This window comes from Sinomonas cellulolyticus, from assembly GCF_014656475.1.
Taxonomy (GTDB): domain Bacteria; phylum Actinomycetota; class Actinomycetes; order Actinomycetales; family Micrococcaceae; genus Sinomonas; species Sinomonas cellulolyticus.
On the sequence record NZ_BNCM01000025.1, the window covers coordinates 1 to 16,147 of the forward strand.

Annotated in this window: 10 protein-coding genes and 1 pseudogene; 9 read left to right on the forward strand and 2 right to left on the reverse strand. The window is 67.7% G+C overall.

What is annotated here, in order from left to right; genetic code table 11:
• A pseudogene (locus IE231_RS17825) lies at window positions 1-1,550 on the reverse strand (TrlF family ATPase); the annotation flags it as partial.
• Between the two features lie 609 nt (window positions 1,551-2,159).
• Between IE231_RS17825 and IE231_RS17830 the strand changes: the two are divergent.
• From IE231_RS17830 to IE231_RS17835, 4 genes are all read left to right on the forward strand, one after another.
• Window positions 2,160-3,335 (forward strand): ATP-binding protein, encoded by a 1,176-nt coding sequence (locus IE231_RS17830; protein WP_189695347.1) that lies wholly within the window; start codon window positions 2,160-2,162, stop codon window positions 3,333-3,335.
• A 159-nt stretch (window positions 3,336-3,494) separates the two neighbouring features.
• Entirely contained in the window at window positions 3,495-3,848 is a 354-nt protein-coding gene (locus IE231_RS18375; RefSeq protein WP_229867431.1) for a TnpV protein, read from the forward strand.
• Complete coding sequence (locus tag IE231_RS18380; RefSeq protein WP_229867434.1) at window positions 3,812-4,345, forward strand: hypothetical protein; 534 nt, start codon at window positions 3,812-3,814, stop codon at window positions 4,343-4,345. The genes IE231_RS18375 and IE231_RS18380 overlap by 37 nt, the downstream gene beginning before the upstream one ends.
• Before the next feature lie 46 nt (window positions 4,346-4,391).
• On the forward strand, window positions 4,392-8,900 hold the full coding sequence (locus tag IE231_RS17835) for a helicase-like domain-containing protein (protein ID WP_229867436.1): 4,509 nt from the start codon (window positions 4,392-4,394) through the stop codon (window positions 8,898-8,900).
• Between the two features lie 186 nt (window positions 8,901-9,086).
• Here the strand turns inward: IE231_RS17835 and IE231_RS17840 are convergent, their stop codons facing one another.
• Window positions 9,087-9,428 carry a hypothetical protein gene (locus tag IE231_RS17840; protein WP_189695348.1) on the reverse strand — a complete coding sequence of 114 codons (342 nt, stop codon included), beginning with the start codon at window positions 9,426-9,428 and terminating at the stop codon, window positions 9,087-9,089.
• 206 nt (window positions 9,429-9,634) lie between these two features.
• Between IE231_RS17840 and mobC the strand changes: the two genes are divergently transcribed.
• From mobC to IE231_RS17865, 5 genes are all read left to right on the forward strand, one after another.
• Entirely contained in the window at window positions 9,635-10,039 is a 405-nt protein-coding gene (gene mobC, locus IE231_RS17845) for a plasmid mobilization relaxosome protein MobC (protein ID WP_229867438.1), read from the forward strand.
• Entirely contained in the window at window positions 10,039-11,604 is a 1,566-nt protein-coding gene (locus IE231_RS17850; RefSeq protein ID WP_189695349.1) for a relaxase/mobilization nuclease domain-containing protein, read from the forward strand. Before mobC ends, IE231_RS17850 begins: the two co-directional genes overlap by 1 nt.
• Window positions 11,605-11,626: 22 nt before the next feature.
• Window positions 11,627-12,415, forward strand: a complete 789-nt coding sequence (locus IE231_RS17855; RefSeq protein ID WP_189695350.1) for a hypothetical protein — start codon at window positions 11,627-11,629, stop codon at window positions 12,413-12,415.
• A gap of 307 nt (window positions 12,416-12,722) precedes the next feature.
• Window positions 12,723-13,334 (forward strand): NYN domain-containing protein, encoded by a 612-nt coding sequence (locus IE231_RS17860; protein ID WP_229867440.1) that lies wholly within the window; start codon window positions 12,723-12,725, stop codon window positions 13,332-13,334.
• A gap of 820 nt (window positions 13,335-14,154) precedes the next feature.
• Window positions 14,155-16,104, forward strand: a complete 1,950-nt coding sequence (locus IE231_RS17865; protein ID WP_189695351.1) for a hypothetical protein — start codon at window positions 14,155-14,157, stop codon at window positions 16,102-16,104.
• The last annotated feature ends 43 nt before the right edge of the window (window positions 16,105-16,147 follow it).

Sequence of the window (16,147 nt, forward strand, 5' to 3'; positions counted from 1 at the left end):
TCGACCTCTGCCTGTTTAGCAGCAAGCGCACCGTTAAGCGCCTCAAGACGCATGGCACGCGCTTCCCCGCCTGTAACAACGAGCCCGCTTCGAGCGCGCTTGTCTTCCTTGAGGACTCCGGCGAGCCTCGACCGTTCCTTACTAAGTCCGGGAAGCTCATCGTTCGCAGCCCGTTCAGCCTCGATCTGCTCAGCCAAGCGGTCCATCTCGCTCTCGGCAAACCGGCGAAGATCGCGTCCGTGGCTCGCTCGTATGTCAAGGAGTTCGCGAAAGCTCGAAGCGCCTAGCCGGTCCTCATAAGGGTGAGCCTCGAAGATGACCCGCTCGATCTCGGTGAGTAATTCGTCCGTGATGCCCTCGGACGAACAAAGGCGTTCGACGAACTGCTGGGACAGATACTGGGCGCGTGGCATATCGTCGGTGAGTAAGAAGTCTGCCGGAAGGTCAATTTCGGAGCTGCCGCCGTCGCCCCAGGCGAGAGCGACGCTCGTTCCCTCGACGTGATGCCGAGCACGTTGAAGAAACGTCTGGTCCGACTCGTCGGTACTGCCTGCTCCCGCGCCCGCCGCGATGAGATCAGCGAGTGCTGTCTTCCTCGAGCCGCGCGCGCCGATGATTGCGACAAGACCCGGCGCGAGCGGGATCGAAGGCGTGGCCATCCATTCAGCCCCGGAGACCGTGATCGTATCGATAACCCGGTAGTTGAGCGCTCCGTTGGGCGGCTGCTCGGCGACAACTACACGCTCCTTCGGTTCGAGGCATGCCTGACGTAGAGCTTCGAAGGTCGCGTCCCCTTTGATCCACGTGTAGCGGTTCTCGGCAGGGTTGCCGACATCGGTGAGCTTGTGAGCATCGCTGCCGTGAATGCACGCCTTAGGACCGTCATACCTTTCAGTCAGGTCCTCTACGCTAAGAGGCCCATCACCGACCCAAAAGGTGCGTTGCGCTGGCGAGCTGGCGAAGATAACACGTGCGATTCGTTCAATCTCCACACGAACCGCATCGAGCGAACCGCCGACATCACGGAGACCCGAAGTGCCATCCGTGCTGCCAGCCGCTACACCGACGATAACGTTTCGCTGCGCCCATGCGCTCTCTTCCAGCGACTGCTTCAAGTTCTCAAGGGTTACTTTGAAGAGATTTGTACCTGCCGCAAGCGCTGCTCTCTCATCAGTGATTGACGAGTTGTATGCCTTGCCCAACCGAACCAAATCTTCTCGACCGCATACGTAAGACTCACGGCCATACGAAAACTTCAGCGTCCGTAGGAATCGCCGAATTTCCTCGACGTGATTCGGATCTTCAGGTGAGACGAGTAAGTGAATGTTGACGGGGCGATCGCGTGTAGTCGCAGTCGGAAGACGAAGTTCAACGTTCGGGAAGATCAAACAGACGTCAGGAAGGCGGCCCGCAACCTGATAGGTAAGGACCGTCTCGTACTCATCGATGCTGCAGTAATCCGTGATGCCGAGAGCTTCAATCCTTGGCTCAGACTGCTCAATTCGTTCCAGATAGTCGATCCACGCATCCTGGCCGAACTGGTTGTTCATCGCTGTTCCGGGAGTGTGGATGTGGGGATCCCAACGACGCCACACAGAGCCGCGTGGGTCCGCTTGCGATCTCATTCCTTGACAACCCCCTTGCTGATCGCGCAGCGGATTACGACCCTCGTATCGACGTGGTTCCCATTGATGCTGCGTGCTATCAGTCAGCACCCTACCCCGACCAATGCTCGTTCCTCAGAAGCAAGTAGGTGCTGACCAAATTCTGGGGCCTGAACCTATGCTCGCTCCATCACAGATCGGCAGCCACGCCTACACCGGCGGTACGGGGAATAGTTGGCAGAGGCCGCATCGATTACCTACGAGCACGTCCCCGGGCTCGCACACAGTGGCCCACCGCTCCGCTCCTTACTGACACGAGGAGCGGCGGACGTAGATGAAATGGGCAAGCCCTATGTGGCGGGTGATCTTGTCGATCCGGAGGGGAAACGTGTGGCGGCCGATGGTACCAAGGTTGGTCGCGTCCGCACCCTTCCCTGGCGGGGGCTACGTGGGCGCTGCGATTTCAGCGGCCTACGCCGATCTGGAGTCGGCCAGAGAATGCCTGAGGATTTCAAAGTCTGGAATCCTTCGCGATCCTTTGGTTACTATGCATGCATGGACCCTGCACTGAACCCGTTCGCCCCCGGCTCAGGGGTCAAACCACCGGCTCTGGTGGGCAGACAACCTGAGATCGATGCCTTCGACCTGCTGGTCGCACGGGCGAAGGCGAATGCCGCCGGCGACCGGGGCATCCTCCTGACCGGGCTGCGGGGCGTGGGTAAGACGGTACTGCTGAACGAGTTCTCCGAGCTGGCGCGCCGCAATGGCTGGCTGGTGGTGCAGTTCGAGGCTCAGCCCGGCGAGGGCGGACCTGAGGCTGTGCGCAAGAAGCTCGCCCGCGAGCTGCAGCTCGGCGCGCGTCGCCTGCGCCAGACATCCGCGTGGTCGCATCTGCGTCAGCAGGGGCTGGGAAGCATCTCGAACATCTCGATCTCCCTTGGACTCCAGGGACTGACGGCGGACCTGAAGTTCACTCCGGGCCGGGCTGACTCCCACGCGCTCGACATCGACTTGGAGGAGATGGTCGAGGACGTCTCCGAGTCGATGAGGAAGGCACGGGCCGGCTTCGCCCTGGTGATCGACGAGATGCAGGACCTCGATCCTGACCTGCTGGGGGCGCTGCTGACGGTCCAGCACGCCGCGGGGCAGCGGGGCTGGCCGTTCTACATCGTCGGTGCGGGCCTGCCGTCCCTGCCGGGACGGCTGGCCGAGAGCCGTTCCTACGCTGAACGGCTCTTCCACTACCGCAAGGTCGGCCAGCTCGACCCCACTGCGGCAGCGGAGGCGCTCACAGTGCCGATCGAACGCCTCGGCGCCGTGCTGCGGGGCGAGCCGCTCAGGACTGTCCTAGCCGCTGCCGGCGGATACGCGTACTTCCTCCAGGCCTACGGTCGCACTCTATGGGAGGTCGCCTCCGAGACGGAGATCACCCTGGGTGACGCCAGCCTCGCCGTCGAGCTGGGCACCGCTGATTTGGACCACGGTTTCTTCGTCTCCCGGTGGCAGAGGGCCACTCGAGCTGAGAGGAACTACCTGCGCGCGATGAGCCAGGACGGTGAAGGGCCTACCGCGACTGCGGACCTCATCGGACGGCTGGGGAGGGACCACAGCTCCCTGACGAGCCAGCGCGGCCGCCTGATCGAGAAGGGCATCATCTTCGCCCCCGAGCACGGCCAAGTGCAGTTCACTGTGCCCGGGATGGGCGCCTTCATCGCGCGGCAGAAGGAGTGACATGACAAGCACCCGCGGTTCCTCCTTGGCTAGCGTGGCAGACGGATACGCCAGGCGACATCGGAGGGGGCCGCGTGGTCAAGAAGGGCAAGGGAAGCGTCGAGGGGCAGCTGAGCTTCGACCTGGAGGCATTGTGGGGAGCGTCGGAAGGGGAGCGGGATGAACAGGTACGGCAGGCAGGCCGAGACGATGTGGAAGCAGGCGTGCCCGAAGCGGTACGCGGAGCTGGAGGACCCGGAGGCGTTCTTCACGGACCTGGGGGAGCAGGCCATGGAGATGGTGCCGGAGCTCGAGGTGAGGATCGCGGGGCCGGACGTGCCGGGGGAGGGGTACCTGGGGAAGGTCGGGCGGCTGAACGCGGCGCGGAACCAGGCCGAGGAGATCGCCCGGGCGGAGATCCTGGCCCCGCCCGAGACGGAGGAGCCGGACGAGGAGGACGAGGACCCGGACAATCCGAAGTCGAACTTCCTCGCCTGGTGGAACCGTCAGGGGATGGAGGACGAGCTCGACTAGACCGCTTCGTCCCGACCGGTCAGGGCGACCTCGCCCCGTCGGGGGCGAAGGCGAGGGTCGAGGCGAACCTTGAGGCGCTGCGCACCCTGCGCATCCTGCAGGGGCAGGACCGGCCGGCCACCGCGGAGGAGCGGTCCCGCCTGGCCCGGTGGGGGTCCTGGGGCGCGCAGGGCGTGTGGCAGATCTTCGACGAGGACCGGCCCGAGCACGCCGCCCAGCGCAAGGAGCTCAAGGAGCTGCTGAGCGAGCGCGAATACGCCGCGGCGAAGCGGACGACCATCAACGCCCACTACACCGACGCCGCCTACGCCCAGGCTGTCTGGGGCGCGCTGACCCGGCTCGGGTTCACCGAGGGCGAGGTCCTCGAGCCCGGCTCGGGGGCGGGGGCGTTCATCGGCCTCGCCCCGGAGGGGGCGCGGATGACCGGGGTCGAGCTGGATCCGGGTCACGGCAGGGATCGCCCAGTACCTCCACCCGCACGCGATCATCCTGAATGAGTCGTTCGCGGACACCCGCTACCGTGCCGGGCACTTCGATGCGGTGGTGGGCAACGTGCCCTTCGCGGACCTCGTGCTGCACGACCCCAGGCACAATGCCGGCGGGCACTCGATGCACAACCACTTCATCATCAAGTCCCTGGCCCTGACCCGTCCCGGGGGAGTGGTGGCCGTGCTGTCCTCGTCGTTCACCTTGGACGCGGGGAATCCTGCGGCGCGGCGGGAGATGAACGCGATGGCCGACCTGATCGGCGCGGTCCGCCTGCCCACCGGGGCGCACCGCCGCGCCGCAGGCACGGAGGCGCTGACCGACCTGCTGGTCTTCCGCCGCCGCGAGCCCGGGCAGGAGCCGGCGAGCACGCTGTGGGAGACGGTGCACGCCAAGCGGATCGACGGTCACACCACCCGGGTAAACGCGTACTTCGACGAGCACCCCGAGCACCTGCTCGGGGACCTGCACGTCGGCCACGGCATGTACGGGGACGCGACCCTGACCCTGACGACGCCCGACCTCGCCGCCGTCCCTGCCCGCCTCGAGGAGGCGCTGGCGGGGATCGCGGACCGGGCCCTGGCCGAGGGCAGGGGCATGACGGCCCGGAGCGCGGAGCAGACCGCGGAGCGGGCAGCATGGGTGCCCGCGGAGCGCGGCCTGTGGGAAGGCCATCTGACCCGGACCGACACCGGCTTCACCGTCGTCCAGGACGGGGCCCACGTGAACTTCCCCGTCCCCGGGATAACTGTCTCCGGGTCGGCCGGGGCCCGGGTGAAGCCAGGGTCGCAGGCCGAGGAGCTCACCGCCCTGCTGGGGCTGCGTGATTCGGTGCGGTCGCTGCTGGAGCTGGAGGCCGCCGACGTCGACGACACCCCGGAGACCGACGCCGCTAGGGAGCTGCTGCGTACCCGGTACCGGGAGTACACGGCCGCGTATGGGCCGCTGAACAGGTCCAAGTCCGTTCCGACAGGGCGGGTGGATGAGGACGGGGATCCGGTGATGTCACGGCGGGTGCCGCTGGCGGTGGCCAAGTTCCGCCAGGACCCCTGGCAGCCGGTCGTGATGGCCCTGGAGGAGTACGACGAGAGCACCGGCACCGCGAAGGAGGCCCCGCTGCTCTCGGCCCGGCAGGTCGCCCCACGCCGCCCCGTGCTCGGGGCGGAGACGGCCGAGGACGCCCTCGCGATCACCCTGGACACCACCGGCGGCGTGGACCTCGCCACGATCGCGCACCTGCTCGGCACCGACGAGGCCGACGCCCGCGCCCAGCTCGGCGAGGCCGTCTACGAAGACCCCACCACGGGGGAGCTGGAGACCCGGGCCGCGTACCTGTCCGGGAACGTGCGGACCAAGCTGCGCGAAGCCGAGCAGGCTGCCGAGGCAGACGGCCGGTTCGCGGCCAACGTCTCGGCGCTGCGCGCCGTGCAGCCGGAGCCGCTGCGCATGGACGAGGTCGAGGCCCGCATCGGAGCGGTGTGGATCAGCCCGGCCGACCACCAGGGATTCCTGCAGGAGATCCTCGCCGATCCCCGGGCGAGCGTCGTGGGGACGGGCTCGATGTGGGATGTGAAGGCCGGCCGCCACTCGCTGAAGGCCACGAGCGAGTGGGGAACCGGGCGGATGCCGGCCGGCGACATCTTCGCCCAGCTCCTGGAGCAGCGCTCCGTCCGCGTCACGGACGAGGCAGAGGGGCGCCGGGTGCTGAACCAGGTCGAGACGGCCGCGGCGCAGGAGAAGGCCCAGGCCCTGCAGGAGCGCTTCAGCGAATGGGTCGGGGAGGATCCGGAACGGGCGACCCGGCTGCTGGGGGAGTACAACGACCGGTTCAACGCGATCGTCCTGCGCGACTACACCGCCGAGGGGCAGGCCCTGACCCTGCCGGGGCTGGCGAAGGACTTCACACCCCGGGCGCACCAGCGTGCGGCCGTGGCCCGCATGGTCGCCGAGCCAGCCGTCGGCCTGTTCCACCAGGTCGGCGCGGGCAAGACCGCCGAGATGGTGATGGGCGTGATGGAGCTCAAGCGCCTGGGCCTGGCGAACAAGCCGGCCGTGGTGGTGCCCAACCACATGCTCGAGCAGTTCGCCCGGGAGTGGCTCCAGCTCTACCCGCAGGCCCGCATCCTGGCCGCCTCCATCGACGACCTGGCCAAGGACCGCCGTCGCCGCTTCGTCGCCCGCGTGGCGACGAACGACTGGGATGCGGTCATCATGACGCGCACGGCCTTCGAACGCCTCCCGCTCAGCGACGAGGCGAACCTGTCCTACTCCGAGGGCGAGCTCGCCCGGATGCGCGCCGAGCTCGAGGCGGTCAAAACCCAGGCCCAGGGCCCGGGCATGGCAGGCCCGGGACTGGTGAAGCGGATGGAGAAGATCCTCCTGGCCCGCGAGGAGGCCATCAAGAACCTCTTGGACAAGCCGACGGATCCGGGGCTGAGCTTCGAGCAGTCGGGCATCGACTACCTCGTGGTCGACGAGCTGCACGACTACAAGAACCTCGACACCCCCTCGAACATCCCCGGGGCGGCGATCCAGGGGTCCAAGCGCGCCTCGGACCTGCACATGAAGGCCGAGTACCTGCGCGCCAGGGAGGTCCGCCGGGTGATCACCGGGGCGACCGCGACGCCGATCGCGAACTCGGTGACCGAGATGTACGTGATGCAGCGCTACCTGCAGGATGCGGGGATCGCGGACTTCAACACCTGGGCGGCGACGTTCGGACAGGTCGTGGAGGAGATGGAGCTCTCCGTCGCCGGCGGGGACCGTTTCAAGCTCAAGGCCCGCTTCGCGAAGTTCCAGAACGTGCCCGAGCTGCTGCGGCTGTTCCACACCTTCGCCGACGTCAAGACCGCCGAGGACCTGAATCTGCCCGTCCCGGCGCTGGCCGAGCGGGCGGGGGACGGGCAGCGGGCGCCGGAGCTGCACCCGGTGGAGCCGACGCCGGAGCTGAGCGAGTACATCGCCCGGATCGGTGAGCGGGTGGACGCGATCGAGGGCCGCCGCGTGGAGCCGACCGAGGACAACATGCTCAAGGTGTCCACGGACGGGCGCAAGGCGGCTCTGGACATGCGCCTCGTCGACCCGGTCGTGGAGCCGGTGGGGGAGACGAAGGCGTCCGCCGCGGCCGCGCTCATCGCACGGGTGTACGACGAGAACAAGGACACCGTGTACACGGACCCGGCGACGGAGGAGCCGGATCCCGTGCCGGGGGCGCTGCAGATCGTCTTCTGCGACCAGGGCACCCCGGGGGACGGGTGGAACGTCTACGACGAGCTCAAGCGCCAGCTCGTCGCCCACGGCGTGCCGGGGCACATGGCGCGGTTCATGCACGAGGCGAAGAACGACTCGGAGAAGGCGCGGCTGTTCGCTGACGCGAGGGCCGGGCACATCGCGGTCCTGGTCGGCTCGACGCAGAAGATGGGGGTCGGGACGAACATCCAGAAGCGCGCGGTCCATCTGGTCGACATGGACGCGCCGTGGCGGCCGGCTGACGTCGAGCAGCGCCACGGGCGGATCATCCGCCAGGGCAACCAGAATCCCGAGGTGCGCATCTCGCAGTTCGTCACGGTCGGGTCGTTCGACTCGTTCATGTGGCAGGGGCTGGAGCGCAAGAGCCGCTTCATCAACGCCATCATGAGGGGCCGGCTCGATGTGCGCGAGATCGAGGACATCGGGGACAACACGCTCTCCTTCGCCCAGGCCAAGGCCATCACCTCGGGCAACCCGCTGGTGCTGGAGAAGGCCAACGCCGACCAGGAGTACAACCGCCTGTCCCGGCTGGAGCGGGCCCATCACCGCAACCTCGTCGCCGTCGAGCACACGCGCAGCGCCGAGCGCACCGCCCTCGCCTCGGCAACGGGGGACCTGCCCCTGATCGAGGCCGCGGCAGCACAGGCCATGGACACGTCGGGGGAGGCGTTCGCGATGACCGTCCAAGGCGTCCGGTTCACGTCGCGGCCCGAGACGGCGGCGGCTGTGCAGGAGTGGGCGGCGGCGAACTCGCACCACGTGATGAACCCCTACGCGCGCACCGACCTCGGCATCCTCGGCGAGCTCGGCGGCCACGCCATCCGGGTGAAGCTGGTCGCCCCGTTCCCTGGGCAGAAGCCCACCGCGCAGCTGAGCCTGGACGGCGTGCCCCGGACCTCCTTCGAGGTCGACCGGGACGCCCTGGTCAAGGCCGACCTCGGGACCATCCGCCAGCTCGAGAACCGCGTCGCGGCCCTGCCGCGGCTCGCCCAGCGCACCGCCGAGCGCGCGGCCGAAGCCGAGGCCAAGATCGCCGAGGCCGAGGCCATGCTCGACCGCCCCTTCAAGCACACCGAGGCACTCGCGGCAGCGCGGGCAGAAGTGGAGCGCGTGGACGCGGCGATCGCTGCCCAAGCTGCCCCGCCGGAGCCGGCCGCCGACACTGCGGAGCCGGACGGGCTGGACGAGGAGACGCGGCACCTGGCGGTGCTCATGGCGTCCGACTTCCCTGCCGCGGCACGGGGCGCTGGACGCTCCGGAGACGGAGCCAAGGCGTACGCGCCGCAGCCGCGGAAGGACCACAGCCGGGGGCGGTAGCCCCCGCAAGGTGACCGCACGCGAGCGGAGGCTGTGCACGGCCGCCGGCCGCACCAGGGTGAGCATCCGGACCCGAGGTGGGCTGGCGGCTGTGTGCAGCCGGTCGGGTGGTTCCTGTCGTCCATCCTGTGTGCAGGGAAAGCCGCGGAGCGGTGGAGCTTTCGCTGTGCACAGGTGGGCGAGAGGCTACTGGGCCTCCACGGACCCGTGACCTGGCTGCTCCGCGTTGTCGGAGGGGGCGGGGACGGCGGTCGCGGGTGGTGGGGTGCGGCGTGGGGTGCGCTTGCGCACGCGCGCCTTCTTCTCGGGTTCGGGGAGGCCGGCGGTGCGGAGCTCGTCCTCGGTCCAGCCGGCGGTGAGGGCGGCGTTCCAGCGGCGCACGTCCTCGTCCTCGGCGCGCTTGAGCGCCTCCTTGGCTTCGGCGACAGCCTGCCGGGTGGCGACGAGGTCGCGCACTGCGGCCATGCGGCTCTCGAGGCGCTGGCGCAGGGTGTTCTCGATCTTCTGGGGGTCCAGTGTCGTCGTCATGCGGCCAGACTAACGGCATCCTCCGACACCGCTGGGGAGCGTGACCGGCGCGTTCGCGCATCGGTGCCCCGGGCGGAGCAAGCTATACGGTTATGGGCCATAACCGGTGTGTCGCTCCGTCCTCCGGCCGATCGCTCTGACAGACTCGCGTCTGTGGCCCGCTAGTGCGGGGCGCTGCGCTGGGCATGGGAGAGGCGGTGGGGGGCGTGGCGGAGGAGCAGGGCACCGGCCGTCGTTCCGATCGCCGTCTTGGCCGCCGTCGGCGGGCGAACATCGAGGGTCCGACACAGTTCGTGCGGGTGTCGATGTCGGAGGCGGAGCGGGCGCGCCTGTACGTGCTGGAAGAGCGGACCGGGCGCAGCCCGTCGGAGATCCTCGTCAGCGGCGCGCTGTACGCGGAGGACTCGGAGTCGCTGGCCGAGCGCCGCGCGCTGGCGTCGGAGCTGATGGCGGTGCGGCGCTATTTGGCGGCGCTGTCGAACAATGTGAACCAGCTCGCCCGGCAGGCGAACGCGACTGGCGAGTTCCCCGAGGAGGCGCGCACAGCCCTGGACCGGGTGAGAGTGATCGCCGAGCGCGTGAATGCCACGGTCGAGGGGCTGGGGCGCTGATGATCCCGAACATCACCAAGGGCGAGCGGATGGCCGGGCTGCTGGTGTACCTGGCCGGTCCCGGGCGGGCGAATGAGCACACCGACCCGCACCTGGTGGCAGGCTCGGGGCCGATCATGGCGTGGCACAACGACGACCAGCTGAACCGTGACGCGGCCCTGTCGATCGCCCGGGAGCTGGACCGGGCGAAGGAGGTCCTCGGCGTGGAAATTCGGGGCGGGCATGTGTGGCACTGCTCGCTGAGCCTGCGCGCCGAGGAGGGCGACCTCACCGACGAGAAGTGGGCCGAGATCGCGACCGAGTTCATGGACGAGATGGGCTTCACCGAGGCCAGCGGCAAGGCCCCGGTGGCGTGGGTCGCGGTCCGTCACGGACACAGCACGGCGGGCAACGACCACATCCACATCGCGGCGTCCATGGTGCGCGAGGACGGCACCAAATGGAGTGGCCACCTGGACTACAAGCGCGCCCAGGACGCGGCCCGTGCGCTGGAGAAGAAGCACGGGCTCGAGCAGCTCAACCCCGTGTACGCGATGCGGGGCCTGCGCCCCGGTGAACGCGAGGCCGCGCAGCGCCGAGGCGCCGAGGAGCCGGAGCGCCGCTCGCTGGCCCGCAAGGTCCGCGCCTGTGCCACGGCGGCACTGGACGAGGCCGAGTTCGTCCGCCGGGTCCGCCGCACCGGCGCCCTCATCAGGCCCCGCTACGCGGCCGGCCGCGACGACGTCGTGGTCGGCTACTCCTCCGCCGAACGCCCCCGTTCGAAGGGCTTGCGGCCCGTCTGGTTCGGCGGCGGCCACCTGGCCAAGGACCTGACCCTCCCTCGGCTGCGCGCGGCGTGGCCGGACAGCCCCGAACACGCCAGCGCAGCAGTAGGGGAGTGGGGCGCCGCCGCCCGCGGAAGGCGGCCCGTGGCGGTGGGCCGGGAGGTGCACGAGCCGGACCCGCAGCTGTGGGAGCAGTACAGCGACGAGGTCGCCCGCCTGCGCGAAGCCCTGCGTTCCGTCCCGCTGGAGGACCACGGCACCTGGGCGCAGGTCGCACGGGAGGCCTCGGGCGCGTTCGCGGCGTGGTCGACCGCCACCGAGCAGACGCCCGGGCCGCTCGCCGCGGCCGCGGACGAGCTGTCCAAGACGGCCCAGCTGCGCCGCTACCCGGTACGGCCGCTCCGCACGGTGGGGCCGTCCGCGAGGGGCGCGTCACTGGTCCTGGCGGCGGCCGCCATGGGCGGCACCGGCACGACGGCGGAGGCGATCATGCTGCGCCAGCTGCTCAACGTCGCCAAGGCCGTCCACGACATGCACAAGGCGTCTGATGATCTGCGCCGGGCACGCCAGCTCAGCGACGTGGTCAGGCACCAGCTCAGCCAAGTCGCCGCCGCCCTGCCGCCCGTCCCCGCAGGCACGCATGCGGTGGACGGCGAAGCGGCCGAGGCCGTGCGCGCGAGCACCGCCGGCCAGGCCCCGGGGCGCCCCGCAGGCTCGGTGCTGCCGCCGAGGTACGAGCAGGCGCGAGTCCATGCGGCGGAGAGCCGGGGCGGGGCCACCGGCCCGGACATCGAGAGATAACCACAAGGGAGGGGGGAACCTGATGGGCGAATCCGACGGCATCGAGGAAGCGGTCGAGGGAATGCTCCGGGTCGGGCTGACCGTCGCCGGACGCCTCGGTGAACAGCTGGCCAGGGCACGCGAGCAGGAGCTCCGCCGCGCCCAGGCGGCCGAGGAACAGCAGACCCGGGAACTGCAGGCCCGGTTCGACGCGGAGCGGGCAGTCGCCCGCGCACAGCTCGCCCCGGTCATGGACAACCGGTGGTGGGACACCGCCAACGGCCGCGATATCGAACGGGTCCATGAGGCGGCCACCGCGTGGAAGGACCGCGACCCCACAGCCCGCGCCGCGGCCGAGGTGATCCGTGACCAGGCGCACTGCCGCTACGGCCTCGACATCGACAACCTCGACGCTGATGACCTGTCCGTCGCCGCAGGCATGGCGAAGGACGAGCGGCACCGCGAACAGGCAGAACAGGAACGCCGCACCGGACGCGATGAGACCGCCCAGGCTGCGGCGTTGATGGCCGAGGCCGATAGGGAAGACCGCGACCGCCAGCAGGACGCCGACGAGGAGAACCAGCACCCCGACATGCTGGCCGGGGAAGCCGGGTGCAGGTACGACTCGGCCGAGCGCCGCCAAGAGCTCGCAGACCGCCTCGAAGGACTGTCCGACCGCGAGGCCGTGCAGGCACGCCTAAGCGCCGACCAGGACCAAGCAACCCCACCCACCGCAGCCGTCACCAAAGCCCCAGGACGCAGGCCGAAAGCCCGCAGGACTCGAGGCGCAAGCGGGCAGACCAAGATGGTGCAGAAAGGCATGAGCCGCTGACGCCCTGGAGGCAGCATTCGAAGGATAAGGCGGTCGACGCAGAGTCACCCTAATGGCAGGGCCTGTGGAGGAAGGGGCACCATCGGTGGCGCGAACGAGCGGCCGGAAGAGGGCTTTGAGCTGGGTGGGTTGTACTCACGGCACCGCATGTGGGAGCGGGACTGTTCTTCGCGGCTGGCAGAATCTCTAGGGTGAAGATCGGCGTGTACATCGACGGCTATAACCTCTACTACGGGGTCGCGGCATCTGTGGCCGGGGTACCCCGGGATGGAGATGGCTGGATCTGAGGGCCCTCGCCGAGTCGGTGGTGAGCAAGGCCTCGGGCTGGGCGGGATCCCATGAGCTGCATGTCGTCTACTGCACCGCCAGGATCAAGGGGCAGAACTCCTCGTCGCCCAGGGACCAGGACACCTATCTGCGGGCGCTCACGACGCATAGGGCTGTTGACGTCATCGAATTCGGCACGTACGTCGAACGGGTGGCCCGGAGTCCCCTTGCAACCCCTGACCGGCGGGGGAGGCCGGTGCTCACCAAAGCGGCGTGGCCTCTGATGGTCAAGGACAGCACGGATGCCGACGTCCCCGGTGCGACCTTCATAGCCTCGGTTTCGCGGCGTGAGGAGAAGGGCAGCGACGTCAACGTCGCCACCCACCTCTTGGCCGATGTCCTCCGGTCGACAGTCGAGGCTGCCGTGGTCGTCAGCAACGACAGCGACCTGAAGAAGCCGATCGAGCTGGCTCGGCGGTTCGTCCCGGTTGGCCTGGTCAACCCGACCAGAGGGATCCTGGCAGGAGCGTTGAGGGACCCACAGAGGCGCGGAACGGGCGGACACTGGTGGTACCAGCTCACAGAGTCCGACTTCCGGGACGCACAGATGCCGGCAACCGTGGGCAGACTCGTATGCCCGAACGAGTGGTGAAAAAAGAAACCTGACCCCAGAGGGATCAGGTGGTATGGAACAAGTTTGGTCCACGCGTGGTGGAAAAAGCAAGCCACGAACGGTGTCGGCAACGGATCGTGGAACAGCACAGTTCACCAAGGCTGGAATCGTACAGTCAACGAGGACGGGAACCGCACAGCTCAATGACGTGGCGAGGAACCAGCTGAGCGAAGTCGCAGCGGCCTGCTGTGTAGCCGTGGGCCCGTAGCCGGACGTCATGGTGGCGGGGCCTTGCGCGAGAGCCCACCAGCCGGGTACGGGACTCCCGGCTGCCGGTGCTGTCGTGCGAGTACGAGCAGGCGTGCCTCTCGATGTTCGGACATCGAGAGCTGACACACGGAGGGGAAAAGCCAACCCTGAAATGGTTCGGACGGGAAGCCGTGTGGGCTGATCGCCCGGATCCGGCGGGATGCACGGCTCGAAGGCCTCCGAGTCCGGCCTGACCGCCAACACAGGACGGCCGTGGGCTCGGTCCGCACGACCCTCTCGGGCGCGGAGCGCGGGTAATCGGTTAGTCACCGGATTGGAGTCAAGGGAACCTTCTGCCCCGATCAAGGGAGCGGCTCGTGTTGCAACCCGCCTCATGTGACAACGAGTGGCGAACCCGCTCTGTTACCCTCGCGCCTGGGTACATATACCGGCTAGGGGGCCGGGAGCCCAACAGCACCTTGGAGAATAATTGAAAAGCAAAGCAGCGATCAGGGGGATCGTCGCGACTGTGGCCTTGGCCAGTACGACGCTAGCCGCCCAGCATTTTCCTACAATTGCCCACGCTGCCACCTTCACAAAGGTGACACGGGTGACCATGGAGGATGCTAGCGCGTATTCAATCGGCTTGGCCATGTCCACATGGCCTAAGGGCGCGCAGAAGGTGTTCGTCGCTGCGGCTACCGACACCATATCCATCGGCGTCACTATCCCAGCCGCCAAGAGCCAAAACGCACCTCTCCTTCTCGTCGACCCCGCGGCTCCTGACCAGGTCTTGGCAGCGATCGGCAAACTCGGCGCACAGGATGCCGTCCTTGTAGGACCGGGGTTCAGCCCCAAGAACGCACTGCGCCAACAGATCAATGCCATCACCACCACCCAGCAGTGGATCGGTGGAGCTGGTCCGCTGGAGGTAGACGTACCGCTCTCTTCGATGTTTGCCGCACCTACAGAGGAAGCCGTCGTCACTGACGCACGATCTACGGCAGATCTTGTCACCTCATCTTCTGCCGCAGCACTCGAGGGAGCGCCCCTCCTTACGGTCGGCCCGTCGCTTGACACTTGGGAAGAATCCGAACTCGCAAGGCTCAAACCCAAGCGCGTCGTGTTCGTAGGCGATGCGGTGGCCACTTCCGCAGCGCTTTCCAAGCTGGAGAGCCTCGGCTATCCAACGTTTTCCGTTGAGGGAGCAGACCCCGTCACGAGAAACCAGAAGGTCGCTGACCTTCTCAGAGGCCGGAATCTGGATACTAGGCGGTTCCACGTGTCGGTACCTCAAGCGGCGGCTGCGGCTGTCCCCGCCGCCTACAAGGCTGCGTTGGAGGGCAGCATTGTGCGGTTCGCTGGATCTGGGACGTCGCTTACCGGAGAGCTCGCCGACGAAGCGGCTGCATGGGGCATCGAGTCGACGAACGGGACAGTCATCGGCACAGCTGCAGCTGTCGCGGACTCATTTCTTGCCGACTTGGAAAAGGCGATGACGAAGCCGCGGGCTCCCAAGCCGGACTTCCAAGCACTAGGATCGTCGACTTCAGGGGGCGTACACACCCTGGAGATGTCGACCCAGCCCGGGGCCGCCCTCTACAGGCTGTTCGATCTCTCAGGGACCCGCGTGAGTGAGGCGTCCGCACCGGTGTTTGTCCTCCCGGACGGCCAGTCCACCTTCAGCGCCAAGGCCTACAGCGCCACCGGCGCGCTCCTAGCTGAGCGGGACGTCCGAGTCGTAATTGCGGACGAGGAGAAGAGCACTGCGAATGTTGCCTCTGTCATCACTTCGGACGGCCAGGCCAGCGTCGTCAACTGGAAGCAGCACGCTGACGACACACGCCCCCGGACAGTTATACGTTCGGAAATCGTGCGTGCCACGGATGGAACCCTCGCTGTCCAAGGGCAGACGCTCATCGGAATGACCTGTGGCACGGAATATGTCGATAGCTCCCGTCCGGCAGGTCGCGAAGTGGCATATGAGGTTTCCCAAGATGGGACGGATGTGGGGAATATCTGCACCAGCACCGAGCCCAACCATTCGGAGTTGAGAGAAGAAATCACCCTCACCTCGGCGCGGGTTCCTGCCATCCAGAGCACGGCCCCAGCCAAAGCATCTCTGCTTGGTTCGTTGTCCATGGCATCGACCAGTCCGAGTACCTCGCCGGATGCGCCTACGCCCACGCTGGTCGAGCAGGCTTTCATGGATTCTCGGCAGCAGGCCGCCAGTCCATCGGCTGGCTCTGGGATGACACCCATGACGGCACAGAGCGCATCCCCCCTGCCCTGGACGTTCCGCTACCAGACCTTCATCGCTGACCAGTACGTTCGGCCTGCAGACTGGGACACACAGGTCTTCGACGGGAACAACCGGGGCTTTGGAGCATGGATTGACCGTTACAAGACTCCGACATCACCTACAACTTCGATGCCAACTGGCGAGTACAGAGCACCTCGTTCAGCAAGTCTGTCGGGACCACCACGGAGTACAGCTGCCCAGTGGGATCCTTCTCACGCTGTACCTACCTCAGGCGGGACTGTCAATTTTTCGGTGTAAGTGGGTTGTGATTGTCGGGTCAGCGGCGGGCTGCGGAGAGCCG